The 26,778-nt window shown below is 30.1% G+C and carries 23 protein-coding genes; 17 read left to right on the top strand and 6 right to left on the bottom strand.

Annotation, left to right across the window (positions count from 1 at the left end):
• Positions 1-26 precede the first annotated feature (26 nt).
• The 4 genes from C661_RS0114085 to ppaX all read left to right on the top strand — a co-directional run bounded on the left by C661_RS0114085 (position 27) and on the right by ppaX (position 5,018).
• Positions 27-971 (top strand): dipeptidase, encoded by a 945-nt coding sequence (locus C661_RS0114085; RefSeq protein WP_017415982.1) that lies wholly within the window; start codon positions 27-29, stop codon positions 969-971.
• 168 nt (positions 972-1,139) lie between these two features.
• On the top strand, positions 1,140-3,431 hold the full coding sequence (locus tag C661_RS0114090; RefSeq protein ID WP_017415983.1) for a VIT and vWA domain-containing protein: 2,292 nt from the start codon (positions 1,140-1,142) through the stop codon (positions 3,429-3,431).
• Positions 3,432-3,552: 121 nt separating this feature from the next.
• On the top strand, positions 3,553-4,299 hold the full coding sequence (locus tag C661_RS0114095; RefSeq protein ID WP_017415984.1) for a SprT-like domain-containing protein: 747 nt from the start codon (positions 3,553-3,555) through the stop codon (positions 4,297-4,299).
• A gap of 89 nt (positions 4,300-4,388) precedes the next feature.
• The gene (gene ppaX, locus C661_RS0114100) at positions 4,389-5,018 is read left to right on the top strand and encodes a pyrophosphatase PpaX (RefSeq protein WP_017415985.1); all 630 of its coding nucleotides are present in this window, start codon (positions 4,389-4,391) and stop codon (positions 5,016-5,018) included.
• 475 nt (positions 5,019-5,493) lie between these two features.
• Here the strand turns inward: ppaX and ltaE are convergent, their stop codons facing one another.
• On the bottom strand, positions 5,494-6,519 hold the full coding sequence (ltaE, locus tag C661_RS0114105) for a low-specificity L-threonine aldolase (RefSeq protein ID WP_017415986.1): 1,026 nt from the start codon (positions 6,517-6,519) through the stop codon (positions 5,494-5,496).
• A 260-nt stretch (positions 6,520-6,779) separates the two neighbouring features.
• On the opposite strand from ltaE, the gene C661_RS0114110 reads away from it, so the two are divergent.
• From C661_RS0114110 to C661_RS0114120, 3 genes are read left to right on the top strand one after another with little or no spacing between them, the layout of a single operon-like run.
• Complete coding sequence (locus C661_RS0114110) at positions 6,780-9,023, top strand: type IA DNA topoisomerase (protein ID WP_017415987.1); 2,244 nt, start codon at positions 6,780-6,782, stop codon at positions 9,021-9,023.
• 15 nt (positions 9,024-9,038) lie between these two features.
• A complete protein-coding gene (locus C661_RS0114115; RefSeq protein ID WP_017415988.1) occupies positions 9,039-9,938 on the top strand; it encodes a DUF2156 domain-containing protein in 900 nt (299 codons plus the stop codon).
• Positions 9,939-9,950: 12 nt separating this feature from the next.
• A complete protein-coding gene (locus C661_RS0114120; RefSeq protein WP_017415989.1) occupies positions 9,951-10,505 on the top strand; it encodes a GNAT family N-acetyltransferase in 555 nt (184 codons plus the stop codon).
• A 73-nt stretch (positions 10,506-10,578) separates the two neighbouring features.
• Here the strand turns inward: C661_RS0114120 and C661_RS0114125 are convergent, their stop codons facing one another.
• Entirely contained in the window at positions 10,579-11,820 is a 1,242-nt protein-coding gene (locus C661_RS0114125) for a D-alanyl-D-alanine carboxypeptidase family protein (protein ID WP_017415990.1), read from the bottom strand.
• Between the two features lie 328 nt (positions 11,821-12,148).
• Between C661_RS0114125 and C661_RS0114130 the strand changes: the two genes are divergently transcribed.
• From C661_RS0114130 to C661_RS22010, 3 genes are all read left to right on the top strand, one after another.
• Entirely contained in the window at positions 12,149-12,757 is a 609-nt protein-coding gene (locus C661_RS0114130; RefSeq protein ID WP_017415991.1) for an NUDIX hydrolase, read from the top strand.
• A gap of 99 nt (positions 12,758-12,856) precedes the next feature.
• On the top strand, positions 12,857-13,495 hold the full coding sequence (locus C661_RS0114135) for a lactate utilization protein (protein ID WP_017415992.1): 639 nt from the start codon (positions 12,857-12,859) through the stop codon (positions 13,493-13,495).
• 222 nt (positions 13,496-13,717) lie between these two features.
• Positions 13,718-13,933 carry a hypothetical protein gene (locus C661_RS22010; protein WP_017415993.1) on the top strand — a complete coding sequence of 72 codons (216 nt, stop codon included), beginning with the start codon at positions 13,718-13,720 and terminating at the stop codon, positions 13,931-13,933.
• A 113-nt stretch (positions 13,934-14,046) separates the two neighbouring features.
• On the opposite strand, the gene C661_RS0114145 is transcribed toward C661_RS22010, so the two are convergent.
• Together C661_RS0114145 and C661_RS0114150 are read right to left on the bottom strand one after the other, a co-directional pair.
• Positions 14,047-14,382, bottom strand: a complete 336-nt coding sequence (locus tag C661_RS0114145) for a hypothetical protein (protein ID WP_017415994.1) — start codon at positions 14,380-14,382, stop codon at positions 14,047-14,049.
• A 24-nt stretch (positions 14,383-14,406) separates the two neighbouring features.
• Positions 14,407-15,885 carry a nicotinate phosphoribosyltransferase gene (locus C661_RS0114150; RefSeq protein WP_017415995.1) on the bottom strand — a complete coding sequence of 493 codons (1,479 nt, stop codon included), beginning with the start codon at positions 15,883-15,885 and terminating at the stop codon, positions 14,407-14,409.
• Between the two features lie 172 nt (positions 15,886-16,057).
• Between C661_RS0114150 and C661_RS0114155 the strand changes: the two genes are divergently transcribed.
• Both C661_RS0114155 and pepF read left to right on the top strand, forming a co-directional pair.
• Positions 16,058-18,079 carry an ATP-dependent helicase gene (locus C661_RS0114155; protein WP_017415996.1) on the top strand — a complete coding sequence of 674 codons (2,022 nt, stop codon included), beginning with the start codon at positions 16,058-16,060 and terminating at the stop codon, positions 18,077-18,079.
• A gap of 152 nt (positions 18,080-18,231) precedes the next feature.
• Positions 18,232-20,034, top strand: coding sequence for an oligoendopeptidase F (gene pepF / locus C661_RS0114160; RefSeq protein ID WP_017415997.1), 1,803 nt, complete (start codon positions 18,232-18,234; stop codon positions 20,032-20,034).
• Positions 20,035-20,129: 95 nt separating this feature from the next.
• Here the strand turns inward: pepF and C661_RS0114165 are convergent, their stop codons facing one another.
• Positions 20,130-20,894 carry a YkgJ family cysteine cluster protein gene (locus C661_RS0114165; RefSeq protein WP_017415998.1) on the bottom strand — a complete coding sequence of 255 codons (765 nt, stop codon included), beginning with the start codon at positions 20,892-20,894 and terminating at the stop codon, positions 20,130-20,132.
• Between the two features lie 241 nt (positions 20,895-21,135).
• Entirely contained in the window at positions 21,136-21,408 is a 273-nt protein-coding gene (locus tag C661_RS0114170; protein ID WP_017415999.1) for a DUF3243 domain-containing protein, read from the bottom strand.
• A gap of 138 nt (positions 21,409-21,546) precedes the next feature.
• Here C661_RS0114170 and C661_RS0114175 point away from each other — a divergent pair, with 138 nt between their 5' ends.
• From C661_RS0114175 to C661_RS0114195, 5 genes are all read left to right on the top strand, one after another.
• Positions 21,547-22,026: a permease gene (locus C661_RS0114175; RefSeq protein ID WP_017416000.1), complete on the top strand. Its 480-nt coding sequence runs from the start codon at positions 21,547-21,549 to the stop codon at positions 22,024-22,026.
• Positions 22,027-22,030: 4 nt separating this feature from the next.
• Positions 22,031-22,549, top strand: a complete 519-nt coding sequence (locus C661_RS0114180; RefSeq protein WP_017416001.1) for a permease — start codon at positions 22,031-22,033, stop codon at positions 22,547-22,549.
• A gap of 138 nt (positions 22,550-22,687) precedes the next feature.
• A complete protein-coding gene (locus tag C661_RS0114185; RefSeq protein WP_017416002.1) occupies positions 22,688-23,005 on the top strand; it encodes a thioredoxin family protein in 318 nt (105 codons plus the stop codon).
• 144 nt (positions 23,006-23,149) lie between these two features.
• The gene (locus tag C661_RS0114190) at positions 23,150-25,648 is read left to right on the top strand and encodes a DsrE/DsrF/DrsH-like family protein (RefSeq protein ID WP_017416003.1); all 2,499 of its coding nucleotides are present in this window, start codon (positions 23,150-23,152) and stop codon (positions 25,646-25,648) included.
• A 388-nt stretch (positions 25,649-26,036) separates the two neighbouring features.
• Positions 26,037-26,720, top strand: a complete 684-nt coding sequence (locus C661_RS0114195; protein ID WP_017416004.1) for a Crp/Fnr family transcriptional regulator — start codon at positions 26,037-26,039, stop codon at positions 26,718-26,720.
• Positions 26,721-26,778: the final 58 nt, after the last annotated feature.

Genomic DNA, 26,778 nt, shown 5'->3' on the forward strand with positions numbered 1-26,778 from the left:
TGATTTAATTAAATGGGGGGATAGATATGAGAGTTATTGACTTACATTGTGATACCGTAATGAAGCTAATGGAAGGGAAGGAAAAAGTAAATTTAAGAAGAAATGACTTTTCTGTAGACTTGGAAAGACTTCAAAAGTCTAATTCAATGGCACAATTTTTTGCACTTTTTATTGAAAAAGAATATGTGGAAAATCCTTTTGAATTCTGCATGGATATGGCAGATAGAATTCATGAAGAAATTAAAAGTAATAGTGAAATTATTAAACTTGCAACTAACTATGAAGATTTAGTTAGAAACAATGAAGAAGGAAAAATTTCTGCTTTTTTAACTATTGAAGAAGGTGGAGCCCTTAAGGGAAAGTTATCGAATTTAAGAAACTTTCACAAGCTAGGTGTTAGGCTTATTACATTAACTTGGAATTATGAAAATGAAATTGGATACCCAAACAAAAATCCTAATTTTATAAATAATGGATTAAAGAGTTTTGGATTAGAAGTGGTAGAGGAAATGAATAACTTAGGTATGGTTATTGACGTTTCTCACCTTTCAGATGGAGGCTTCTATGATGTTGCTAAGCATTCTAAATATCCTTTTGTGGCATCCCATTCAAATGCTAGAGAAGTTTGTGGCCATAGAAGAAACTTAACAGATGAAATGATAAAAATTCTAAGTAATAAAGGTGGAATTACAGGAATCAATTTTGAAAGAAGCTTTTTAAATAGTGATGGTAGAAGCAATATTGAAGATATGATAAAGCACATTAATCACATTTATAATGTGGGTGGTATTGAGGTTATAGCCTTAGGAACAGATTTAGATGGTATAAATTCAAAGGGCATAGAAATAGACAATATTGGAGATATTCATAAACTTTCCCACGCCTTAGTTAAGGATGGATTTTCAGAGGATGAAGTGGAAAAGATTTTTTATAAAAATGCAATGAGATTAATAAAAGATGTGATGAGATAAGTATATGTATTGAATTTAATAAGTATAATAATAAAAGCAAAGATGTTAAACTTTGCTTTTTTATTAAATTTATTATTAATTTCAAAATTTTACAACTATTTCAGAGTTATTTCTGGTAGAATATAATTACAGATAATATTTCCTGTTATTAAAAAAAGGAGAGATAGTATGAAATATCCTAAAATCGTATACAAACCTTCTCAAAATGCCATTGAGTTAAAGAAAGTTGATATTGAAGGAAATGTTTGTGGAGAGTTTGTTGAATTTACAATTAATCATGTGTACGAGAATAAAGGCAAAGGAGATGTGGAAGCAGTATATAACTTCCCAATTCCTGAAACTGCAGTATTATCCGGTTTTGAAGCAAATATTGGCGGCAGAACTATAAAGGGTAAGGTAGAAGGTAAAGAGGAAATTGATAAAATTTATAATAATGTAGCTGAACAAGGCACTAGTAATTTTCTTCTAGAGGAGTTTAGCGAAAATAATTTTAGAATCTCCATAGGAAAGATTCTTTCTGGAGAAACTATTAATATTAAAATTTCCTACATTGAAGAATTAATTTATGACAATAACAAGTTGAAATTAACAATCCCTAAAGTAATTCCACCAGTTAAGGCTTACTCTAGCAATAAAAAGCCAATAGCTATACTAAAAAACAATCATAATTACAAATTAAACTTGAACTTATTAGTAGAATCCTTTGAAGAAACAAAAATTACTTGTCCTTCTCACAAGATTACCGTTGAAGGTGGAGAAAGTAATCTATATAAGATTACTCTTGAAAATGAAGAGCAAAAGTTAACAGAAGATATGGTAATTTATCTTGAGGAGAGAGAGCTTCAAGAAACTACGGGAATGGTTTATGAAAATTATAGGGAAAAGAATGGTATTTTGTATCTAAGGTTCATTCCTGATATTCAAGATATTAATAATATAAATTATGGAAATTATATTTTCCTAGTAGATATCTCTGATTCTATGAAGGGAGATAAGATAAAAGAGGCAAAAAGAGCACTTCAGTTATGTTTAAGAAATTTAACTGAACATGATACTTTTAATATTGTAGCTATGGGAGATAAACTACATTATTTCTCAAAAGAAAGAAGAGTCAGATTTAATGAAGAAAGCTTAAAAGCTGCTTCTCAGTGGATTGATAATTTGCAGTGTGAAGATGATGCTGTGATCTTTGATGGAATAAAATATGCTTTTGAAAAAGAGCATGAAGGCGAAGAAAATACCATTTTATTATTTACAGATGATATTGTAGACGATGAGAAAGAAATTTTAGATTATGTTGATGAAGTTTGCAGAGAAAGCAGAATATTCCCATTTGGTATTGATGCTTCAGTAAACACTTACTTTATCAATAAACTTGCAAGAATAACTTATGGTAAAGCAGAATTCATCAATAGGAAAAGAAGAATAGAAGATTCTATTCTAAAACAATTCAATAGAATTAGAGGTCTTCAAATCACTGACGTTGAAATTGACTGGGGCAATATGAAAGTAGAAAAAACTTACCCTAGAACTATAGAATATATGTATGATGAAGAACCTTTCTCTATTTTTGCAAGAGTTCAAGGACCGCTTGAGGGTGTAGTTACTCTTAGAGGTAAGGTAGGGAATAGAAGAGTTCAAAGAAGAATTAGTCTAACAAACTTGGATTTAGAGGTGAATGCAAACTTAATCGAGAAGGTATGGTATAAAAAGAGATTAGAATCTTTAGAAAACAGAATAGTTTATGAGCGTGGGGAAGTTTATAATTCAATGAAAAATAAAATAGTAGAGCTGTCTACTAAGGTTGGAATAATAAGCACAGAAACTTCCTTTATATTAATAGAAGAGCTATATGAACCTGTTTTAGGAATAGCTATGAGAAAGTTTTTACCTGTAAAGGTTCAAGATGTTGAAGATGATAACATATCTACCACACCTAGCTTATGTTATAACCATTCATTAAATGGTGTTTCCTTTAATGAAGAAATATTAAGCTTGGATTTAAGAGAAGAACTTCTTAGAATATTAGCAACTCAACAGTTAGCAAGTGGGGCTTTTGCCAATTCCTATGAAGAGGAGAAGTATATTAAATTTATGTCTACCTTAAAGGGAATTTTAGCCTTCACATTAGGTAAGGAAGATATAACTATATACAAAAATCTTCTTGCAAAAGCATTATCCTATGTTATAGAAAATTCACAGGATGAAATAACTCATGAGGAAGCAATTATTCCATTCATATATTTAACTATAAAAACTGCATTATCTAAGGGGATAGTTAAATCAGAAGTTCGAGAAGTTTTTAATACTGAATGTAAAAGATTAGAAGATATATTAACTAGTAAAGGAATAGATGTTGCAAAGATATCAGAAGAGTTTATTGCCTTTATTGAAAATAACATTGAAGGCCAAGACACATTAAATACTTTAATAGATAAAACTATATTAAAAACTAAATAGCCTTTATTAGAGCTTGTTACAGTGAAATAACATACACTGTAGCAAGCTCATCTTTGTTTTATATAGATTTTTCAGCATTATAAGTTATAATTAAATAGTATTAAGATTTTAGGAGATTTTTATGATTAAGTTAAATGCAAATGAGAAGGATTTTGTAAGTTACACTAGACAGAGTATAAAAAGTAAATTTTTAAAAGAAGTTCATATGGAGATTTGTCAACAAGATGTAGGTAAAACTAAAAATATAAAATTAGATAATAAGGATATTGAAGAACTTTTTGATTTATATGATGATTATTTCTTTGAAGGGGAACTTAAAAAGGTCTTAGGCAACAATATAGTTTTTTCCCTGTCCAAAAGAATGACTTCAGCTGGAGGAAAAACTATCTTTAGAAGAACCTCTAACAGTAGTGAATTTGAGATTAGAATAAGCTTGGTAATTTTAAATAACTTTTATTTAAAAACTTGTGAAAAAAAGGTATCAGGAATAACCGTTTCAGATCCAATTGAGGCACTGATGCTTATTATGGAGCATGAAATATGTCATGTTGTTGAATTTTATAATTATGGAAATTCAAACTGCAAAGGGAAAAGGTTTAGAGATATTTCTTCTGGGGTTTTTAATCATAAGGGAATTTATCACGATATTCCAACAAGAAAAAATTTAAATTCAAATTTAGAAGTCAGTGATATTTCTATTGGAGACAAGGTAACTTTTATTTATAAAAGTAAAAAATATGTGGGTCTTGTAGCTAATATTACTAAGAGAGCTACAGTAATGGTATTGGATAAGAGCGGAGCATATAAAGATAAGGAAGGTAATAGATATACAAAATGGTATGTACCTATGATAAACTTGTCTAAATAAGAAAGTATGTCTTTTAGTGTTAACGAGTATTAAATAAATAAACAAAAAAACAAGCGGAGCATTGCAAATTTTGAAAGGAGCTAATTAAAATGATTAAAGGTATTTTATTTGATTTAGATGGTACATTAATAAATACAAATATGTTAATTATAAATTCATTTAAATATGTTTTTAAAGAAAATTTAGATTTAATTGTGGAGGATAATGAAATAGTTCAGTACTTTGGAGAACCACTTGCATACACAATGGCTAAGTATACAAAAGATAGAATAGAAGAACTAGTTCAAAAATATGTAGAGTATTCTCTTTCAATTCATGATGAGTATACAGAAAGCTTTAAAGGAGTAGAAGAAGGATTAATTATACTTAGAGAAAAAGGTTATAAGCTTGCAATAGTTACCTCGAAGAGAAGAACCACAGCCTTAAGAGGACTCAGATTGTTTGATTTAGAAAAATATTTTGAAGTAATTGTTTCTCCAGAGGATACAGAAAAACATAAACCAGAAGGTGAGCCCGTATTAAAGGCTTGTGAGCTCCTAAACTTGAAGCCAGAAGAAGTAGTTATGGTAGGGGATAGTCATAACGATATTTTATGTGGTAAAAATGCTGGATCTAAGACTTGTTTAGTAAAATATACAGCCTTGCCTTTAGAAAAGCTATTAGAGCATAAACCTGATTATGTAATTGATTCAGTAGAGGAAATTTTGAATATAATATAAAAAGACAGGCATTGCGCACCTGTCTATACCCTAGGGATTTTATGAGAACTTAAAATAATCTACGCTAGTTCCTGTTAATATATTCACTCATTATATGGTTTTAAAATATAATTTATGGAATACAAATACATATTTGAATAGAACTGTGGAGAAGTATTACCCATTTTCCACAGGATAATACTGTTATAGTTACTAAATTTGTAATTATAGGGTTCTATTCAAAGCTAGCTCAAATAAATTAAGTTCTCAACCTATTAATAGAGTTTCCCAAATAGATTAATATATTATTAATATTTTGTGAATTATTTTTTTGTTTAGTTACTAACCTTATATAGGGTTTAATTAATTATATAGAAGAACAAGTTAAAGTAATTAAACAAGTAGAAAAATAGTTTCATATATATTTATTGTTTACTCTTGATGGTTTGTTAATCTATTGTATAGGGTAAGCTGTTTATAAGTAATAATTTGTAGTCTAAATTAAAGATTTTAATAAATCTACAGCAAAATGGATATCTTCTTCAGTAACCCAATAATGAGTAACAAATCTCATCATGCCATCCTCTTCACCACAAATTTTAATTCCTTTTTCTAAGAATTTCTCTACCACATAATCGCTAGATAAACCTGTATCTCTCATATCAAAGAAAACCATGTTTAGATGAATATCTTCTAAATTAACTTTAACTCCTGGAATTTTAGCTAATTCTTTAGCTAAAAGTATTGCTTTTTCGTGATCTGTTTTAAGATTTTCTCTCATTTCTTTTAAAGCAACTAAGCCAGCAGCAGCTAGGAAGCCTGCTTGTCTTAATCCACCACCCATTAGTTTTCTATTCTTTTTAGCTTTTGCTATAAAGTCTTTTTTTCCAGCTAGTATAGAACCAACTGGCGCACATAGACCTTTAGATAAGCAAAACATTACTGAATCAACATGCTTTGTTATTTCTTTTACATCTACATTTAGGTAGGAAGAGGCATTGAATAATCTTGCTCCATCAAGATGAACTTGAAGGTTATGCTTCTTTGCAACCTTATTAAGGTCTTCCATTACTTCTAAAGGAACCACTCTACCACTAGAGTGAGCGTTTTCAAGACAAATTAAAGAAGTTTTTGGATAGTGAATATCTTCCTCTTTTCTTATTCTTTTTTCAATTTCCAAAGGATCTAATATTCCATGATTACTTTGTACAGTTCTAAGTTGAACTCCAGCAATTACAGATGCTGCTCCTACCTCATGAGCAACAATATGGCAATCATCACCAAGTATAACTTCATCACCACGATGACAGTGAGTTAGCAAGGCTAATTGGTTACCAAAAGTACCGCTTGGTACAAATAGGGCAGCCTCCATTCCCGTAAGCTCAGCTGCATATTTTTCTAGTTCTTTTATAGTAGGATCGTCATCATAAACATCGTCTCCAACCATTGCGGTAAACATAGCTTGCCTCATTTTGTCTGTAGGTTGGGTAACGGTATCACTTCTTAAATCGATTATTCTCATAATTTTATCCTCCATTTTATGTAATTTAAGCTTAAAAGGTAAAACTTTAGTTTATTTAATTTATTATGAAAAACTAATAAAAAAGTTTATTTTGAAAGCCTTTACATATTTATTATAAATTATTTAGCGGAATATTGAAATATGTTATAGTAATTTATGGTATAATGAACACGGTAAGGATTAAATTCCTTACTATTTTCTTTTGAAATTATAAGTTATAAAAATTAGTTTAAAACAAATTACAATAAAGAGGACTTAATATGAATAAAGCATTGTTTGTTACAGAAAAACCATCAGTTGCAATGGATTATGTTAATTTATTAAAATTAAAGGGAACAAAAAGAGATGGATATATAGAGTGTGAAAAGGCCATTTTTACCTGGTGTGTAGGTCATATGGTAACTATGAGTTACCCAGAAGCTTATGATGAAAAATTAAAATCATGGGCACTAGAAACCTTACCCTTTTTACCAGAGGAATATAAATATGAAGTTATTCCATCGGTGAAGAAGCAATTTGAGGTAGTTAAGTTGTTACTTCTACGAGAAGACGTTGATACAATCTATGTTTGTACCGACTCAGGAAGAGAAGGAGAATACATCTATAGACTAGTGGACCAGATGGTTGGGGTAAATGATAAGAACAAAAAAAGAGTTTGGATAGATTCACAAACTGAAGAAGAAATAAAAAGAGGAATAAAAGAAGCTAAAGATCTATCAACTTATGATACCTTAGCCAATTCCGCATATCTTAGAGCTAAGGAAGATTATCTTCAAGGAATTAATTTTTCAAGACTTTTAACCTTAATTTATGGTCGTAGTTTATCTAAACTTTTAAGGGAAGATAAAGTTGTAATTGCAGTTGGCAGAGTAATGTCTTGTGTTCTTGCCATGATTGTAGATAGGGAACGAGAAGTTAAGGGGTTTCAGAAAACTACCTTTTACAAACTTCAAGGAGATTTTCATACTTCTGAAGGAGATTTTTCTGGCGAGTGGAAGGTCAATGAGAAATCCCAATATTTTAATAGTGAGAAACTCTACAATGATAATGGGTTTTTAAAAAGGGAACATAGTGAAGAACTTTTAAACTTCACAAATAAAAACAAAAATAATATAGAAATTACAAGTATAAGTAAATCAAAAGAGAAAAAGAATCCGCCCCTACTTTTTAATTTAGCAGAACTACAAAATGAGTGCTCTAAAAGGTTTAAAATAAATCCAGATGAAACCTTGGGAATTGTGCAAAGTCTTTATGAAAAGAAAATTGTAACTTATCCAAGAACTGATGCTAGAGTATTGTCTTCAGCTGTAGCTAAGGAAATAAATAAAACTTTAAATAAACTTTTAAGATTTAAGGAAATTGGCGATATTAACAATAATGTGAATGAAATTATTAATGAAAAGTGGTATTCAAAGATTTTGAAATCCAAATATGTAGACGATAGTAAAATTACTGACCACTATGCTATTATTCCTACAGGCGAAGGATTAGATGGATTTAATAAGTTAAAAGACTTAGAAAAGTCAATTTTTGAGTTGATCCTTAGAAGGTTTTTAGCAATTTTCTATCCTCCCGCTGAATATAGCAAAATCTCAATTGAAGTTAATATAAGTAATGAATACTTTTATGCAAATGAAAAGGCCTGTGTAGAAAAGGGTTACCTTGTAGTAATAAATAGTAAGGATGAGAAGGATGAGAAGGGTGAAAGTAATTTAAATAAAATTAAAAAAAGCTCTTCAATAGAACTAAAAGAACTTACTATAAAAGAAGGTGAAACTACACCACCAAAATATTATACCTCAGGTTCAATAATTCTAGCTATGGAAAACGCAGGGAAGTTAATAGAAGATGAGGAATTAAGAGAACACATTAAAGGTGCTGGAATAGGCACCAGTGCTACAAGAGCAGAAATATTAAAAAAACTTGAAAGAATAGATTATATTTTTATTAATAAAAAGAATCAAATTGTACATCCTACGATTAAAGGCGAACTCATTTATGAAACTATAAAAAGCTCTATACCATCACTTTTAAACCCAAAATTAACAGCTAGCTGGGAAAAAGGATTAAAAATGATAACAGATGGAGAAATTAATGCTGAAGAATTTATGGATAAGTTAGAAAGTTACATAAAAGACAATGTAAAAAAGGTATTATCCCACAACAATGTAATTGATTATAGCAATGTAATGGATGGGCTATGTTCAGATGAAAACACAAAATTAAACAAGGCGGATTTAGATGAAGTCTTAGGTATATGCCCAATATGTAGAGTTGGACACATTGTAAAAAATATAAAAGGGTATGGATGTACTAATTGGAAAAGCGGATGTAAATTTTTCCTTGGAGAAATATGCGGAGTTAGTATATCACCAAAACAAATAAGACAACTTATAAACTCTGGTAAGACAGAGCTTATCCAAGGATTTGTGTCAAAGAAAGGAAATAAATTCAATGCATGTTTAAAAATTCAGGATAACAATATAGCATTGGATTTTAAGTAGTATTTGGAGGAGTTTATGCTAAGTTTCAAGAAATTAACAATTGAAGATAAGAACATTATTATGCCTTATATTTCTCCCTATAATTTTAGTACTTGCGAGTTTTCCTTCGCAACACTAATTATATGGAGTAAGGCTTGTAATATAGAGTATACAATAGAGGAACAGGTTTTAATTTTAAAAAAGAAGGACTATCATGGAAAGAGTCATTTTGTTCAGCTCCTTGGTTATGATGATAATTCTTTAAGAAATGTTATAGAAGTACTTAAAACAGAAAAACAAAGAAATAATTTAGATTATTTGTTTAAAGAAGTTGAATGGAATTTTGTTGAAGATTTAATTCATGTTTATGGAGATAAGGTTATCTACGAAGAAGATAGAGATAATTTTGATTATATCTACGAAAGTAAAAGTCTTATAACCATGCAAGGTAAAGTATTACATAAAAAAAGAAATCATTATAACAAGTTTGAAAAAAATAATAATTATATGCTTAAGGTTATAGATGACTTAAAGGTTAAAGAAGATTGCAAGAGAGTTGCAAAGATATGGCATGAAAGTTATGGTGTTTATGATAAGCTTACAGACTTTGAGCTAGAAGCTATTAATGAGGTGTTAGATAATTGGGAAATTTTAGAGCTCAAAGGTTTAGCAGTTTATGTAGATGATAACATTGCAGGATTTAGTATTGGCGAGATTGTTAATGATGAAATGGCAATAATACACTTTGAAAAAGGTGATAAAAATTATTCAGGAGTATTTGCTTTTATAAATCAAAAATCTACAGAAATGCTTTATAGTCATATCCCGTTAATAAATAGGGAAGATGATATGGGACTTTTAGGACTAAGAATAGCCAAAATGTCTTATGGACCAATTAAACTAGAAAAAAAATACACAGTATTAGATATTTTGTAAGGGGGATCAACTATGAGTATAATGCAATTACTTAAAGGTAAAAATGTTAAACTAACAGCAGTAAGGGAAGTTGATATACCAGTTATAGAGTCTTGGTATAACGATATGAAATTTTTAAGGCATTTTGATAAACTAATAGCCATACCAAGAGAAACCTCCTATATATCAAAGTTTATCCAAGGGATGCAGCAAGCTAACAATGAAATAATATTTGCAATAAGAGATTTAGAAAAGGATACCCTCATTGGAGTAACAGGTTTTGAGAATATTCAATGGAATAATAGGGTGGCCACTATATTTGTTGGTATTGGAGATGAAAGTTACAGAGGAAAAGGTATTGGAAAAGAGGCTATGTCATTAACTATAGACTATGGTTTCAATGAGCTAAACTTGCATAAGCTTCAGCTCACAGTTCTTGGATATAATTCGGCAGCTATTGGTCTATACGAAAGCTTAGGCTTTGTAAAAGAAGGGGTTTTTAGAGAGTTTATATTAAGAGATAAACAAAGGCATGACCTGATTAATTATGGAATTATTCATTATGAATGGGTAAATAAAATTTTATAAAAAAAGTCTATAAAGAGTGAATTAAAGTGTCCTTAAAACAGGAACATTTTACTCTTTATAGGCTTTTAATAGTTTATTTAAAAAGTGATCTTCTTCTTCTTTTTTTTCTTTTAAATTTAATTCTAATAATTACAATAGAAGATATAATTGTAATTATTACTAATAATGCTAAGAGATAGTATAATGCATTATCTTTTATAATTTGCCACTTTGATATGTTTGGGAATAGTTCATAACTTTCGCTGTAATTTCGAACCTTAACTTCAACTTTTCCAACGGGCTTATCAGCACTAAGCTTCCATGGACTTATATCCTCAATTGCATAGTTTAGTTCAGGAGCTAATTCTGTATTATATAAGGTTATATCCTTATGTAGGCTTACAGGAACTTTAATAGTTCTTGTAGGTCCTATAAATGGAATAGCTTTGTATTTTAAAGTAATGGATTTTAACTCTTTTTCTTTTTCTAAAAATACTTGTTTCTCTGCAGAAAAACTATATTCAACAAGCTTTTCCATATCTTCAAAAACTTTTGTATCAGCTGGAAAATTATATTCGGAGTTTAATACTACTGTAGCAATTGTACGTCCGTTTCTTTCATAAATTGTAAATAAGCAACGGCCAGATTTAGTAGTATATCCTGTTTTCCCACCAACATTTCCATTTATCCCTAATAGTTTATTTCTATTTTCAATTACAGCTATAGGTCCATTTGAAGATTGAACTTCCGAGGTCTTTTTAGCAATTGTTTCTTTAACCCATGGATTTTTATAAACTGCTTCGCCAAGTAAAGTTAAATCATAAGCAGAAGTATAGTGATCATTTGTATTATCATCTAAGCCGTTAGGGGTTACAAAATTTGTATTAGTCATATTCAAGGATTTGGCTTTCTCATTCATGAGTTTACTAAAATTCTCAACAGAACCACCCACATTATCAGCAATCATATAAGCAATGTCATTTCCAGAATAAAGTAAGAGGATATCCATTGCATCACTGCCGCTAAAGGTTTCACCAGCTTGAACTGGATGAACGTTTAATCCATAAGAGTAATCTGGCTCCTTTTTAGCACCTTCTGGATAAGTCAAATTATCTTCAGGCTTTTTATTTTCTGCAAGAAGTAACCCAGTCATAAGTTTAGTTATACTTGCAGGTTGTCTTTTCTCATCAATATTTTTAGCATAAATTATCTCTTTTGTTGTCAAATCCACTGCGATTGCAGAAGTTCCTATTAAATCAGGAGCTGGTGCAGCTAATGCAGTAGAAGAGAAAAGCAAGCTAAAAGTTAATGCCAAAGTTATTACTTTTTTCTTCATCAATTTGCATCTCTCCATTTATTTAGTGTTTTTAATTTTAAATGTAATGCTTAGTAAAACAAAACATAAACCTAGTATACCATTATGAATAATTTAGAACAAGGGGACAAACTTAACAATATTAGGTATAATCATATTATATAGTAATAATAATTAAGTATATAAGTTGTAACAGTATTCTTACCTTACTTAATAAATCAAAAGCAACTTATACGAAAGAGAATGCAAAAGTAGGTTTATTATCAGTGTAGTTTCTATATTGAATTCTATATAAAATAGTTTTTATTTTTTCAACTTGCAAGTTTTCACAAAGAAAGGGTGGTTAAATATGGTAAATGAAATAGAGAAAATTTTTAAATATAGAAAAGCTAATCCTATTGGGAAATATAAAAATAGCGCTGTATTAATTTTATTACAAGAAATAAATGGTGAAGAACATTTAGTGTTTGAAGTAAGATCAAATAAATTGACACACCAACCTGGAGATGTGTGCTTACCAGGAGGTATGATTGAACCAGGGGAAAGTCCTAAGGATACTGCAATAAGAGAAGCTATGGAAGAGCTTAACTTAAATATTAATGAGATTCAATATATTGGAGAAATGGATTATTTTATAAGTCCCTATGGTATGTTCATGTATCCATTTATAGGAAGAACTAATAAAGCTGAAATAATTCCTAGCGAATACGAAGTTGATCACCTATTTACAGTCCCATTAAAGTTTTTTTTGGAGCATGAGCCACTACTTTATAACATGGAAATAGGTCCAACTAATCATGAAGGGTTTCCTTTTCATTTAATAAATAGGGGAAAAGATTATAAATTTAGAAAAGGAATTTTAAGAGAATATTTTTATGTATACAATGAATATGTTATATGGGGTTTTACAGCTCAGATTATCAAATCCTTTATAGATATTTTAAAAGGTGAGGATTAATTTTAAATTTATGATTTTGAATAAATAAGAAATAATTATGTGAAATATTAAATATTATTAAATGGAATGTATTATATATTAAATATATGGGGTGATTTTATGGATAATATAAAAAGGTGGCAAGAGCAACTACTAGGGGAACGTGTTGTTAAATCTCTTCAGAAGAATGAATTTCATTCTATTTATGTGGAATCAAAAGAGGAAGCAGTAGCATTTATTATGTATCATATAAGTAGAGGAACTGTGGTTGGCATAGGGGGATCAACAACCATAGAGGATTTAAATATAGACCATAACATAATAGAAAAGGGTGGCACCTTATTAAGACATAGCGATGGAGTTTCTGAAGAAGAAAAGTTTGAAATTATGAGAAAAGAATTGTTGAGCGATGTTTATTTGTGTAGTACTAATGCTGTAACTCTTGATGGATATTTAATAAATGTAGATGGAGCAGGAAATAGGGTTGCTGCTATGAACTTTGGGCCAAGAAAAATAATTATTGTAGCTGGTGTGAATAAAATAGTTAAGAATGAGGTTGAGGCGGCGGAAAGATTAGGATTTACTGCCTGCCCATTAAATAATAAAAGATTAAATTTACAAAACCCCTGTACGTCCTTGGGTGTATGTGCTGACTGCAATAGTAGCAAGAGAATATGTAGAATCTACACTACTGTAAAACGAAAACCATTGAGAAGTGATATCACAGTTATTGTTGTAGGAGAACATCTAGGGTTTTAACTGCAAATTCAAATACGACAAACATGTCAAAATATATCAAATCATTGGAGAAAGTTTCATTATTTTACCAAAATATTATTACAAAATATTATTTTACTAAAATTTTTAAATTAATTATAATTTTTTATATAAAACATATAGAATTTTCAAAAAAGTGCTTCATTTTATTCCTGTTTTAATCTATAATTGTTTTAATAGCTTTGGTAGGGATGGGGTGTTACAATGTCAAAATGTCCTTTTTTGACTACGCATGATGAGGTGGTTGAGTGTTTTAAGGAGTGCTCACTTTATAAATGGACAGAAAATGAAAATAAATGTCCTTTTGTAGAGCTTAAAAATTTCAAGTCAATTTCTATTAAAAACATATATGACTATGATTTGTTTAGAGAGGACAAGTCCTCACCACTGAATATTTTATATGGCGAAAGTTATCTATAAATAGATAATAATTTTAATGGTTTAAAATATAAAAGTTTTAAAAGTAAACCCCTTATGTTATATAACATAAGGGGTTTACTTTTAAATAAGATTTGATTTAATATTAATCAATGTTAGTGGCATCCACCTTTACAGTTTTTAGAGCAATTATTGCAAGAACTTAAAGAAGTGCTGGATTCTGACTTAATTAAGTAATTACCTTTCTCTAGTAAAATTGTAACTGAATATATATTTTCCATTAAGTCCCTAGTGTAACAAACAACTAAATCCTCAATTTTATCACAAACATCTGTTGGGCTAGTAGTATCTAGCATTAGTTGTACCTTTGAAGATTTACAACATCCATTTTCGTAATATAATCTAAAACAGTTATACTCGTCATGGAAGTTTAACAAGTTTATCATATCGCTATATGCATTATTTGAAATTCTTATTTTAATTTTATCCATAATAGTTATTCAATCCTATCTAAATTATTCTTCAAATACTGATGAATATTCGTGAAGTAATGCTTCTTTTAACTCCCAAAGTTTGTGCGATAAGTCAACATAATATGCATGTGGGTTCTGCAATCTTAAAACCTCAGGCCAAAGTTTTTTTCGCTCATTTAAGCTGTACTCTCTGATTTCCATTACTGTAGGACTAGTATAAATAAGATTTCCCTTGTCAAAGATTTTAACCATTAATTCTTTGCATTGATAATCTTTTATCTTTTTTCTTTTCCAAGTGTAATTAGGATCAAAAAGCTCTAGAGTAGAACTTTCATTAATTGCTTCATCATGAAGGGTTATTAAATCCGCAACAGCTTTATTTGAATGTTTATCATAAATTCTATATAACTTTTTAAAGGCTGGATTAGTTATTTTCTCTACGTTCTCACTTATCTTAATTTTCGGTATAATTTGGTTATCCTTTTCAATAGCTACTAGTTTGTATACACCACCGAAAACTGGCTCACTTCTGGCGGTTATTAATCTTTCACCTACACCAAAGCTATCTATTTTAGCTCCATTCTCAAGAACACCTTTTATTATAAATTCATCAAGGGAGTTTGACACTGTAATTTTTACATCTTCATACCCTGCATTATCTAAAAGCATTCTAACTTCTTTTGATAAGTAAGTAATATCTCCACTATCGATTCTTACTGCTTTTGGTCTTTTGCCTAAAGGTTTTAATACTTCTTCAAAAACCTTAATAGCATTTGGTATTCCAGATTTTAAAACATTATAAGTATCTACAAGTAGCACCGTATTATCAGAATAAGTTTCTGCCCATGCTTTAAAAGCTTCATATTCACTATCAAATAATTGCACCCATGAATGAGCCATGGTACCAATTGCAGGAATATTAAACATTTCATCAGCAATAGTACAAGCTGTTGAATTACAGCCACCAATAACAGAGGCTCTTGCACCATAAATTGCACCATCATAACCCTGAGCTCTTCTAGAGCCAAATTCCATAACTGCTCTTCCACTAGCAGCCTCACATATTCTTGCAGCTTTTGTGGCAATTAAAGTTTGATGATTAATAGTTAGTAGTATCATAGTTTCAATAAATTGAGCTTGCATTATTGGTCCTCTAACAGTTATTAGAGGCTCATTTGGAAACACAGGAGAGCCTTCTGGAATTGCCCAAACATCACAACTAAACTTAAAGTTAAGTAGGTATTCCAAAAACTCCTCACTAAAGAGGTTTTTGCCTCTAAGGTACTCTATATCATTTTTAGTAAATTCTAAGTTTGAAAGATATTCAATAAGCTGTTCTACACCAGCCATTATACAGTAGCCACCGCCATCTGGAATTCTTCTGAAAAACATATCGAAATAAGCAACAGTATTTTGTACTCCTTTATTTAAATAACCATTTGCCATGGTTAATTCATAAAAATCCACCAACATGGTTAGATTTCTTTGATTTTTTACATCAAATTCTGTGAATGTACTCATTTTAGTTCCCCTTACTATTTAATAATTATGAATAGAATTCATACAAATAAAATTCTTACTAATGTCCACTATATATTACCATATTGATACTTTTATTACTATAGTATAAATATAAATATTGTGGTAATATTATTTGATTAGAATAAAATTTATAAAATGAAAAGGGATATAAATGATATACAATGAGTTTGAAAAATTAAGCAAAGAACAACTAAATGCTGTACTTTGTGAAGAGGAGAATATATTAGTTACAGCAGGCCCTGGTAGTGGGAAAACTGTTGTAATAGTAAACAGGGTATTTCATCTTATTAATCACAAAAATATTAATCCTAAAAATATTATTGTGATTACTTTTACAAAAGCAGCTGCTAATAATATGAAAACAAGATTTATTAACATGAGTAAAAATAAAGCAACCCCTTTTTTTGGTACTTTTCACGGGCTATTTTATAGAATTTTAACTTCTTACTATGGTGAGATTAAAATTATAGAAGGCAGTGAAACCTTTAAGTTAGTTAAGAGTTTTTTAACTACTTATATGGAAGAGGTTAGTGAGGATAGAATAAAAGAGTTTATTAATGCAATTTCCCTTTTTAAATGTGCTAACACATCTTTAGAAGAGTTTTCTACAGATTTAGATAAAAACATATTCAAAAATTTGTATGAATTATATGAGACCTATAAAAGAGAAAAAAATCTTTTGGATTTTGAAGACCTTCAAATAATGTGCAAAAATCTCTTCATAAAAAGCCCTAGATTATTGCAAGGATATCAAAACATGTTTAAATATATTTTAATAGATGAGTTTCAAGATTGTGATGCTATTCAGTTAGATATCTTAAGACTACTTAAAGGCGAAAATAACATCTTTGCAGTGGGGGATGAGGATCAATGTATTTACAGCTTTAGAGGCTCTAGACCAGACTTTATGGTTAATTTTCAGGAACTATTTAATAATTCCAAGCAGTTGTATCTTTCAACTAACTACAGGTCAGTTTCTAATATTGTAAAGCTTTCTATGGAGACTATCAAAAATAACAAGCTAAGAAGTGATAAAACCATAGTACCAAATAAAAATTATGATGGAGATATTGCCTTTGTTAAGGTTCAAAGAGAAGCGCAACAAGGGGATTTTATTGCTAATGAAATTGAGAAGGCTGTACTAAGTGGTAGCAATTCCTATAATAGTTTTGCAGTTTTGTATAGAACAAACATTGAGAGCAGAGGGATAATCGATAGTCTTATTAGAAAAAAAATTCCCTTTAAACTATTAGAAAGGGAGTTCAACTTCTATGATCACTTTGTTTGTAGAGATATTTTAGCCTACTTAAGGTTAAGTATTAACCCAACTGATACAGAAAGCTTCATTAGAATAATAAACAGACCTTACAGATATATTAGTAAAGGAAATCTAGAAATAATTAAAAAGGATATTTACTGCTCTGATGTATTTGAAAAATTAAAAGCTATAGATACAGTTCCTATATTCCAACTTAAGGCTATAGACAAGTTAAAGAAGGATATACATAATTTAAATAAAATGAGTCTTCATACTGCAGTGGATTTTATAATACATGACTTAGGTTATCATGATTATTTAGTAGAATACTGTAATAAGTATAAAATTCATATTACTGATTTAGAGAATATATTAGAAGAGTTTAGGGATTCCCTTGGAGATTACAGAACTATAATTAATTTTCTAGCCCATGTTGAAGTGGTTAATGAAGAAATTCTTAAGAGCAAGAGTAAAACAAAGGATGAGAATGTAGTATTGCTAAGTACTGTTCATGGCGTTAAGGGCATGGAGTTTAATCATGTTTATTTAATCAATTTAGTTGAAGGTATTATTCCACATGAGCAAAGCCTAGAAGAAAATATTGAGGAAGAGCGAAGGCTTTTTTATGTAGCCATAACTAGAGCAATAAATAATCTCACCCTTATACTGCCAAACATAGTTCAAGGAAAACCCCGTAAACCTTCTAGATTTTTAAAGGAGTGCAACTTTACTCAGGATATTGTAAACACAAAGGGTATAGTTGAGGGAGAAAACCTAATCCATAAAAACTTTGGTTTTGGAGTTGTCAAGAGTTTAGAAAAGGGTAGTATTACTATAGCCTTTAAAAATGGTATAGAGAGGAAATTTGATTTTAAAATATTAATAGATAATAACCTTATTGAAAAGTGTAACTAAGAAAAAGATTGCTACTTATTCACTATAACCCCCTTAAGTATAGGGGGTTATACTTATAGTTAAGAGATGAAATTAACTAATAAAACAATCAAATAATTGGTAATATATGTTATAATGTTTTTATAACTATCATATTAAGGGGGAAATTTAAATTGGGGAATGCTATGAAGGATAGAAGAGACGTAGAGGAATTACTAACTTGGGATTTATCAGCAATATTCAGCACAGAAGAAGCTTTTAACACTGCAGTTAAGGATGTTGAAGATGGTACAAAAGAAATTGTAGAGAATTACAAAGGGAAATTAAACACCCCACAGGTTATTAATGAGTGTTTGGATAAAATGCGAAAAGTAACGGAAATTATGAATATTACAGCTTCCTATGCAAGTCTTTCAGTTTCTGTAGACCAAACTAATTATAAAAATCAAGAAAGATATATGAAATTAATGAATGTCATTACAGATCTGCAAAGTAAACTAAGTTTTGTAGATAGCGAAATTACTGAAGCTGACGAAAATGTTATAGAAGAAGCAATGAATGCTTCTAAAGAAAACTATAACTACTTAAAATCAATAAAAAGATTTAAGCCTCATGCACTTCATCCAGAAGTGGAAAAAACTCTTGCTGCGTTATCAGAGGCTTTAGATTCACCTTATTCTATATATAACAGAACAAAGCTAGCTGATATGGATTTTGGAACTTTTATAGTAGATGGAGAAGAATATCCACTTAGCTTTGTACTTTTTGAGAATCATTATGAGTTCGAAACAAATACAAAAGTAAGAAGAGCGGCTTTTCAGGCATTTTCCTCTAAGTTAAAAGAATATCAAAATACTTTAGCAACAGTTTATGGAGTGCAAGTTCAAAAGGAAAAAACCTTAGCAAATCTTAGAGGATTTGATTCTGTTATTGATAGTTTATTATTTTCTCAAGAGGTAGACAAAGATTTATACAATAGGCAAATAGACATAATTATGGAGGAGTTAGCTCCACATATGAGAAAATACGTAAAATTACTGAAAAAGATTCACAATATAGATCACATGACTTTTGCTGATTTAAAATTGGCTGTGGATCCGGAATATGAACCAGAAATTTCTGTAGAAGAATCGAAAAAATATGTTGAAGAGGCTTTATCAGTTCTTGGGGAAGACTATCTAGAAATGGTTAGAATAGCCTATAAGGAGAGGTGGATTGATTTTGTTGAAAACAAAGGGAAATCTACAGGTGCGTTTTGCTCAAGTCCTTATGGGAGTCACCCATTTATTTTAATTTCTTGGTCTGAAAGAATGAGGGAGGTTTTTGTCCTTGCCCATGAGTTAGGCCATGCAGGACATTTTACTTTAGCTCATAAAAATCAAAATATCTTTGATTCAAGGCCATCCTTATATTTTATTGAGGCACCCTCTACTATGAATGAAATGCTTATGGCTAACTATCTTATGAATATAAATAATGACCCAAGATTCAAGAGATGGGTTCTATCTTCAATGATAAGCCGTACTTATTATCATAACTTTGTTACTCATCTTTTAGAGGCCGCTTATCAAAGAGAAGTATACAAGATTATAGACAATGGTGGAAGTGTTCAAGCAGCTACCTTAAATAAAATTAAGAAACAGGTGTTAGAAAAATTCTGGGGCGATACAGTAGAAATTACTGAAGGCGCGGAGCTTACATGGATGAGACAACCACATTATTATATGGGTCTATATCCTTACACCTATAGTGCAGGTCTTACTGTGGCTACAGAAGTTAGCAAAAGAATATTAAAAGAAGGAAAAGCTGCAATAGAAGATTGGAGAAATGTACTAAAATCCGGAGGAACTAAAACCCCAGTGGAACTTGCAAAGATGGCTGGAGTAGATATTACTACTGAAAAACCCTTAAGAGATACAATAGAGCATATTGGGAATATAATTGACGAAATAATTAAGCTTACAGAAGAGCTATAAGATAAATTACTTCTGTAGGTGATGAAAATTTAAACTAAAAAATAATTAGCTTCAGTATACTAGATACTGGAGCTAATTATCTCCATACAGTTATATTAACTTTCGAGAAACCAAGTGAGAAGATGATTATAGTCTAGCTTATTATAGGTTAATTTATTTAATTTTCCTATAGCATCTTTTACTGTGGTTAAGTATTTAGCATAATACTGAGTTGTATTTAGTGATGGATCTTTACATACACTTGAATTATTAAATACTAAGTATTTTCTACACACAAAAGGCCTAACGTTATAAATACTGCAACGGTTGGTTTCATCTAAGAAAGCACATGGGACGTTCATCTTAATATAATTATCATAACTAACCTTCGAAAATTTTTCCTCTTTATGCTGCATATTTTCAAAAATCTGTATGTTTAAGTTAATTTTATTCTTTAAGTTTTCCTTTTCTCCACCAGAAAATTTATGATTAATAAAATCTTTTATTACCTCATACTCTAGCTTGCTGGTCAATACTGGCAAATGGCAACAATGGTTACAACCAACTTTACAGGAAGCTACCTTTTCTATTGGGTTCAAAGTAGTGGCTAATTTTTCATAAAGTTTATTTAGTTTTTTGGAAGAACTACTAAATGGTAATTGAAATGTTTCACTATTTACCCTTGTGTCAATAAAAATTAACAAACCTTTTGCTGCAGCCATAAATTCTGTTAAGTCATATATTCCATAGGTTCCATCATCTTTCAATAGTCCCTCATAGCTATGATTTTTTTTCATACAACAATCACTGAACTCTTTACCACTACCACATATACAAGGCTCATTTTTGTTTACAGTTATTTTTATAGCGCTATTGGTCATTTTTACTTTCCCTCCATAATTTATCCCCAAATTAAATTAAGAATTAAAAGATTAATTAAAATATAATAAGTTTATATTTATACGATACAATCAGATTAGAGTGAAAAATCCATATATTCTGATTATATTACAAATCTATGAATAAATCCACAATAAAGTTCACATATCGTTAACAGTTCATTATAAATAATTACTTTACAGAAGATGAAGAAAAAAAATAAGCCTTGCTAAATGCAAGGGCTTACTCTAGTGCTTCATTTTTTATTAACTTCACAATTAGTTTCGCAAGAATCTTTCTATCTTCCTTACTACCTACTTTCCAAAGTTCATGTAAAAGTCGTTCCTCTCTATTTTCTGGATCTACAATTGCACTAAGAAAACTACCTATATTATAGGCAATAGTATCAATAGTTTGGTCACTCATACCCATGTTTTCGCCTAAGTTAATAGCCTTTGAAAGAGCAGTTTTCCATTTATCCCAGTCATGAAGCACATCTAAATTTTTCAAATCCAAAATATACACCTCCTAGCTTTATATTCTATTATTTGTATAAGATTTTAAAATATACTTATTATCCATGTTAACTATGAACCATTAAAAACTAGTTTAGTATAATATAATATACTTAGAAGTTCTAGGGGAGTGAAAGCAATGACAACTTATATGCTTTATGGAATTGTAATTATACTTTACTTAATTAGTTTTCTTAAGAATAGAGATAAAACAAAACAAGCTTTAATTAAGTCTGGAAAATCCTTTGAGAGCATTATGCCACAGTTTTTAAGTGTAATTTTTATAGTAGGATTTATACTAACGGTCTTATCACCAGAAACCATCTCTAAGTTACTAGGTGATAAATCTGGGGTGGTAGGAGTTTTTATTGCTAGTATTATAGGCTCAATTACTATAATGCCTACCTTTGTGGCTTTTCCAACTGCAGCACTTTTGCTAGAAAATGGAGCTGGATATACTCAAGTTACAGCTTTAATTTCTACCTTAATGTTTGTTGGAGTTATTACTTTTCCAATGGAAGCAAAGTTTATAGGCAAAAGAGCAGCACTGATTAGAAATTTGACTTATTTCCTTTATTCAATTCTAGTGGCTTTTGTCATTGGAAGGTTAATGGGGTGATGTTATGAAAATATTAAAAAGATATTTATTCTTTTTTATAATATTATTAATCACAGTGGGAATAACTTTGATTAATTTTAACTGTGGTAAAAGTATATTTACCATTGCTTTAGCTTCTTTCAAACAAATGATAAGTGTGCTCCCACCAATTATGTTATTGCTAGGACTGTTAGATGTATGGGTACCAAGGGAAACAATGCTAAAGTATATGGGGGAAAATTCAGGCATTGTTGGCATAGCATTAGCTATTATTTTGGGTTCTGTTGCTGCTGGTCCTTTGTATGCAGCTTTCCCCATAATAGCAGTGTTTACTAAAAAGGGAGTAAAGTTTAGTAATATTATGATATTTGTTGGAGCTTGGTGTACAACTAAAATTCCTACTTTATTGTTTGAGTTAGCAGCGCTTGGGCCTAAATATACATTTACAAGAATGTTTGTGAACTTGCCCTTTATTATATTGTTAGGATATATTATAGAATATCTTATAGGAGATAAAGAGTTAAAAGAAATTTATAAAATTTGAATAGCTGTACAAAATAAATGTACAGTTATTCAAAATAAATAAAAATATAACATATTTATTTATTTATTTATTTTAGAAGAACAAAAGCATATACTTATTTTTGTTAGATTTAATATACCTTGAAGGGATAGATGAAAAGTGAAAAGTTTAGATGAAATATTACAATTAATTGAAAAAAGCAAATTATCCTTAGTTCTTGCATCAACCCATGGATGTTCAGTGTGTGACGTTGTTGAACCTAAAGTATTAAAAATCATAAAAAGGTTTTCCGAAATAAAATATATTCATATTTATATAGATGACATAGTAGAAGCTTCAGGAGAATTTATGGTTTTTACTGTTCCTACTTTAATTTTATTTGCTGAGGGGAAAGAGATAGCCAGACAGGGGAGATTTATCAACTTTGAAGAACTTGAGTTTGAAATAAATAGATGGTATGAATTTCTTTTTAAGTAGTATAATCATAGAGAATTTGTAAAATAATATAAGTTAATAATAGTAAATCACATAAATTAATAGTTCAGTTAAAAATTTAACTTGAATTTATGGAGAAAATAACGTAATATTATAATATAATAATTATTAAATGGAGGAACGATTATGAAGGTATTAGTTGTTGGTGGTGTTGCTACAGGTGCTTCTGCGGCTGCTAGATTAAGAAGATTAAATGAAGAAGCTGAAATTATCATGTTTGAAAAAGGGGAATATATTTCCTTTGCTAACTGTGGACTTCCTTACCACATTGGAGAAGTTATAAAGGACAGAGAAAAACTAATTGTAACTAAAAAAGAATTGATGGAATCTCGTTTTAATATAGATGTAAGAAATAATAGTGAAGTTATACAAGTTGATAGTGTTAACAAAACTGTAACAGTGAATTCAAAAGAAAAAGGACAATATATAGAGTCCTATGACTACTTAATACTAGCTCCAGGGGCAAAACCAATAATACCACCTATCGAAGGTATTAATGATGAAAGAATATATACACTTAGAAATATACCTGATACAGATAAAATTAAAGCAGTTGTAGATAACAAATCCGTTAAACATGCAGTTGTAATTGGTGGAGGCTATATTGGTATTGAGATGGCGGAAAACCTAAAAGAAAGAGGAATAGATGTAACACTAGTTGAAGCAGCACCTCACATATTGGCACCTTTTGATAGCGATATGGTGGTTATTGCTGAGAAGGAATTAGAAGAACGAGGAGTAAAACTTAAGCTTAGTGATGGGGTTAAGAAATTTGAGTCTCTAGACCATGGAGTGAATGTAGTTTTAAATAGTGGAACAAAAGTTTTTGGTGAAATTGTAATATCTGCTATCGGTGTGAAGCCAGATACAGACTTCTTAAAAGATAGTGGAATTGAGTTTGGACCAAGAGGACATATAATCACTAATGAGCATATGGAAACAAACGTCCCAGGAATCTATGCAGGAGGTGATGCTGTTGAAGTAGTAGATTTTGTTAATGGTGGTCAAACAGCAGTACCACTAGCAGGACCTGCTAATAAACAAGGACGAATAATATCAGATAATATACTTGGAGTTAAATCTAGCTTCAAAGGAACTCAGGGAACCTCTGTAATTAAAGTTTTCGACATTATTGCTGCAGGAACAGGAAGTAATGAGAGAACTCTTCAAAGGTTAGGAGTTCCTTACAGAGTAATTTATGCTCACCCAAATGACCATGCAGCTTACTATCCAGGTGCAACTCCAATATCTCTTAAGTTAATTTTTAATGATGAAGGCAAAATCTTAGGAGCTCAAGGTCTTGGATATGGTGGAGTAGAAAAACGAATAGATGTAATTGCAACAGTAATGAGATTAAATGGAACAATTTATGATTTAACTGAACTAGAGTTAAGCTATGCTCCACCATTTTCTTCAGCAAAGGATCCTGTAAACTTTCTAGGATATATCGCTGAGGATATACTAAGTGGTAAGAGTGAAGTTGTATTACCTAGAGATATTGATGGCCGTGATAAAGAAAATGTAGTGTTATTAGATGTAAGGGAACCTCTTGAAGTAGAGGTAGGAAAAATTTCGGATTCTACAAGTATAAGTGTTAATCAACTTAGAACTAAGCTAGATACTCTTGATAAAAATAAGGAATATTGGATTTATTGTGCTGTAGGACTTAGAGGATACGTGGCTGAAAGAATGATGAAAAATCATGGATTTAAAGTAAAAAATGTTACAGGTGGTTATAAGAGCTACATGCTTGAAAAGTTCTCACCAAAAGACTTTAATAATTTTCAAAGTGAAGGAAAAGCAGGCTTTGAAGGACAAACAAGAGGTGGGGAAAGTAGTAATCAAGGTGACTCCATAAGCAAAGCAGAACCACATATGGCAAAAATCATTACATTAGATGCTTGTGGATTAAGTTGTCCGGGACCACTAATGAAAGTTAGAGATAGTATTAATGAAATAGCTTTAGGAGATCTACTAGAAGTTAAGGCCTCTGATCCAGGGTTTTATGAGGATATTAAGGCTTGGTGTAAAAGAACAAATAATGAATTGGTAGAAATTAACAGAGATAAAGGCATTTCTACGGCAATGATAAAAAAGGGAACTAGCCAAAGGATTACAGAAGCTTGCAAGACTACTGCAGTAACTTATGAGCCAAAAGATAATAAAACTATGGTAGTGTTCAGTGGAGATTTAGATAAAGCAATTGCCTCCTTTATTATAGCTAACGGAGCAGCTTCTATGGGTAAAAAAGTTACTATGTTCTTCACCTTCTGGGGTCTAAATATCTTAAGAAAGCATGAAAAGATTTCAGTTAAAAAGAATTTTATTGAAACAGCCTTTGGTATGATGATGCCAAGGGGAAGCAGGAGACTTAAGCTTTCTAATATGCATATGATGGGTATGGGTAGCAAATTAATTAGAGGAGTTATGAAAAATAAAAACATATCTTCCTTAGAAGACTTAATAGAACAAGCAATGAAAAATGGCGTGGAAGTAGTTGCTTGCTCAATGTCAATGGATGTTATGGGAATAAAAAAAGAAGAACTAATTGATGGAGTTAAAGAAGGTGGAGTTGGTTATTATTTAGGTGAAGCTGAGGATTCAAATGTGAATTTATTCATCTAATTAAACATACCTTTGAAACCATATGATTGCAGTTTTAATACTTCTTTAATCTTATTAAAGATATAAAGCCTAAATGCACCGAAAGTTTCTTATTAAAGATTAAGCACTATGAGATATTACTAATTTCATAGTGCTTGATTTTATTTATAAATGGAAAACAATAAAGATTTTTATCTTCTTTTAGGAAAATAGATACAATAAAATTATTGTAAAAAATTAATAATAAGAAAGAACAGTTGTGAGATGAATATTTATTTAATCTTAAACTTTAAATATAAAATGATTCTAGAGAGTAAATAAATTCTTCTGTATTTGTTTAAATCAATGTTATAATTATTTAAATGCAGAAAATTTAGTGTGAAGATTATATGTGAAATAAGGTGAATATATGAAGATTAAGATTTCAGAGTTAAAAAAACTAGAGTTATTTCAACAGGTTAAAGAAGAAACAATTTTAGAGCTTGTAAATAAATGCAATGTAGTTAAGTTACAAAAGGGAGAAGTACTGTTCTTAGAGAGGGATGAAGTAAATAATATATATATTATACTTGAAGGAAAAGTAACCATGTATAGAACTACTTCAGATGGACAAAAAAGAATTATATATGTGCTTACCCATGGAACAATAATAAATGAAGCAATTTTTGATGGTATTACTGCATCTATTTGTTGTGAAGGTTATGAAAATACACAGTTAATCTCTATAAATAAAGAGGATATATTAAAGATAATGGAGAAGGATTTTCAGTTTACAAAGATAATTATTAACTCTATGAGCAAGAAAATAAGAAGACTTTATAGACAACTAAAGAATACTGCTGTAATAAGAGTTGATAAAAAAGTTGCTGCAAAACTATGGAAATTATCGATGGATTATGGGAAACCCTACGATGATGAAACTATTATAGATCTAAAGATTACTATTACTTACTTAGCTGAAATGTTAGGGCATCCAAGGGAAACAATTTCTAGAGCTTTAAAAACCTTAGAAGGGCAAGGCCTTGTTAAGTATTTAGATAAAAAATTTATAGTTAATCAGCAAAAGTTGATTGAATATTATAGAAATTTATAAAAAACCTTAAAATTGTGACTATTATCACATACTTCCTTAACATTTATTGTTATTATAT

This window comes from Clostridium tunisiense TJ (assembly GCF_000300195.1).
GTDB classification, from domain to species: domain Bacteria; phylum Bacillota; class Clostridia; order Clostridiales; family Clostridiaceae; genus Clostridium_J; species Clostridium_J tunisiense.

Excerpts from the sequence above, each read along its gene's own strand:
- C661_RS0114135 (WP_017415992.1), top strand. The coding sequence starts at position 12,857 with ATGGATAATATAAAAAGGTGGCAAGAGCAACTACTAGGGGAACGTGTT.
- C661_RS0114180 (WP_017416001.1), top strand. The coding sequence starts at position 22,031 with ATGAAAATATTAAAAAGATATTTATTCTTTTTTATAATATTATTAATC.
- C661_RS0114110 (WP_017415987.1), top strand. The coding sequence starts at position 6,780 with ATGAATAAAGCATTGTTTGTTACAGAAAAACCATCAGTTGCAATGGAT.
- ltaE (WP_017415986.1), bottom strand. The coding sequence starts at position 6,519 with ATGAGAATAATCGATTTAAGAAGTGATACCGTTACCCAACCTACAGAC.
- C661_RS0114125 (WP_017415990.1), bottom strand. The coding sequence starts at position 11,820 with ATGAAGAAAAAAGTAATAACTTTGGCATTAACTTTTAGCTTGCTTTTC.
- C661_RS0114155 (WP_017415996.1), top strand. The coding sequence starts at position 16,058 with ATGATATACAATGAGTTTGAAAAATTAAGCAAAGAACAACTAAATGCT.
- C661_RS0114120 (WP_017415989.1), top strand. The coding sequence starts at position 9,951 with ATGAGTATAATGCAATTACTTAAAGGTAAAAATGTTAAACTAACAGCA.
- C661_RS0114085 (WP_017415982.1), top strand. The coding sequence starts at position 27 with ATGAGAGTTATTGACTTACATTGTGATACCGTAATGAAGCTAATGGAA.
- C661_RS0114130 (WP_017415991.1), top strand. The coding sequence starts at position 12,149 with ATGGTAAATGAAATAGAGAAAATTTTTAAATATAGAAAAGCTAATCCT.
- C661_RS0114165 (WP_017415998.1), bottom strand. The coding sequence starts at position 20,894 with ATGACCAATAGCGCTATAAAAATAACTGTAAACAAAAATGAGCCTTGT.
- C661_RS0114195 (WP_017416004.1), top strand. The coding sequence starts at position 26,037 with ATGAAGATTAAGATTTCAGAGTTAAAAAAACTAGAGTTATTTCAACAG.
- C661_RS0114175 (WP_017416000.1), top strand. The coding sequence starts at position 21,547 with ATGACAACTTATATGCTTTATGGAATTGTAATTATACTTTACTTAATT.
- C661_RS0114090 (WP_017415983.1), top strand. The coding sequence starts at position 1,140 with ATGAAATATCCTAAAATCGTATACAAACCTTCTCAAAATGCCATTGAG.
- C661_RS0114145 (WP_017415994.1), bottom strand. The coding sequence starts at position 14,382 with ATGGATAAAATTAAAATAAGAATTTCAAATAATGCATATAGCGATATG.
- ppaX (WP_017415985.1), top strand. The coding sequence starts at position 4,389 with ATGATTAAAGGTATTTTATTTGATTTAGATGGTACATTAATAAATACA.
- C661_RS22010 (WP_017415993.1), top strand. The coding sequence starts at position 13,718 with ATGTCAAAATGTCCTTTTTTGACTACGCATGATGAGGTGGTTGAGTGT.
- C661_RS0114115 (WP_017415988.1), top strand. The coding sequence starts at position 9,039 with ATGCTAAGTTTCAAGAAATTAACAATTGAAGATAAGAACATTATTATG.
- C661_RS0114190 (WP_017416003.1), top strand. The coding sequence starts at position 23,150 with ATGAAGGTATTAGTTGTTGGTGGTGTTGCTACAGGTGCTTCTGCGGCT.
- C661_RS0114150 (WP_017415995.1), bottom strand. The coding sequence starts at position 15,885 with ATGAGTACATTCACAGAATTTGATGTAAAAAATCAAAGAAATCTAACC.
- C661_RS0114095 (WP_017415984.1), top strand. The coding sequence starts at position 3,553 with ATGATTAAGTTAAATGCAAATGAGAAGGATTTTGTAAGTTACACTAGA.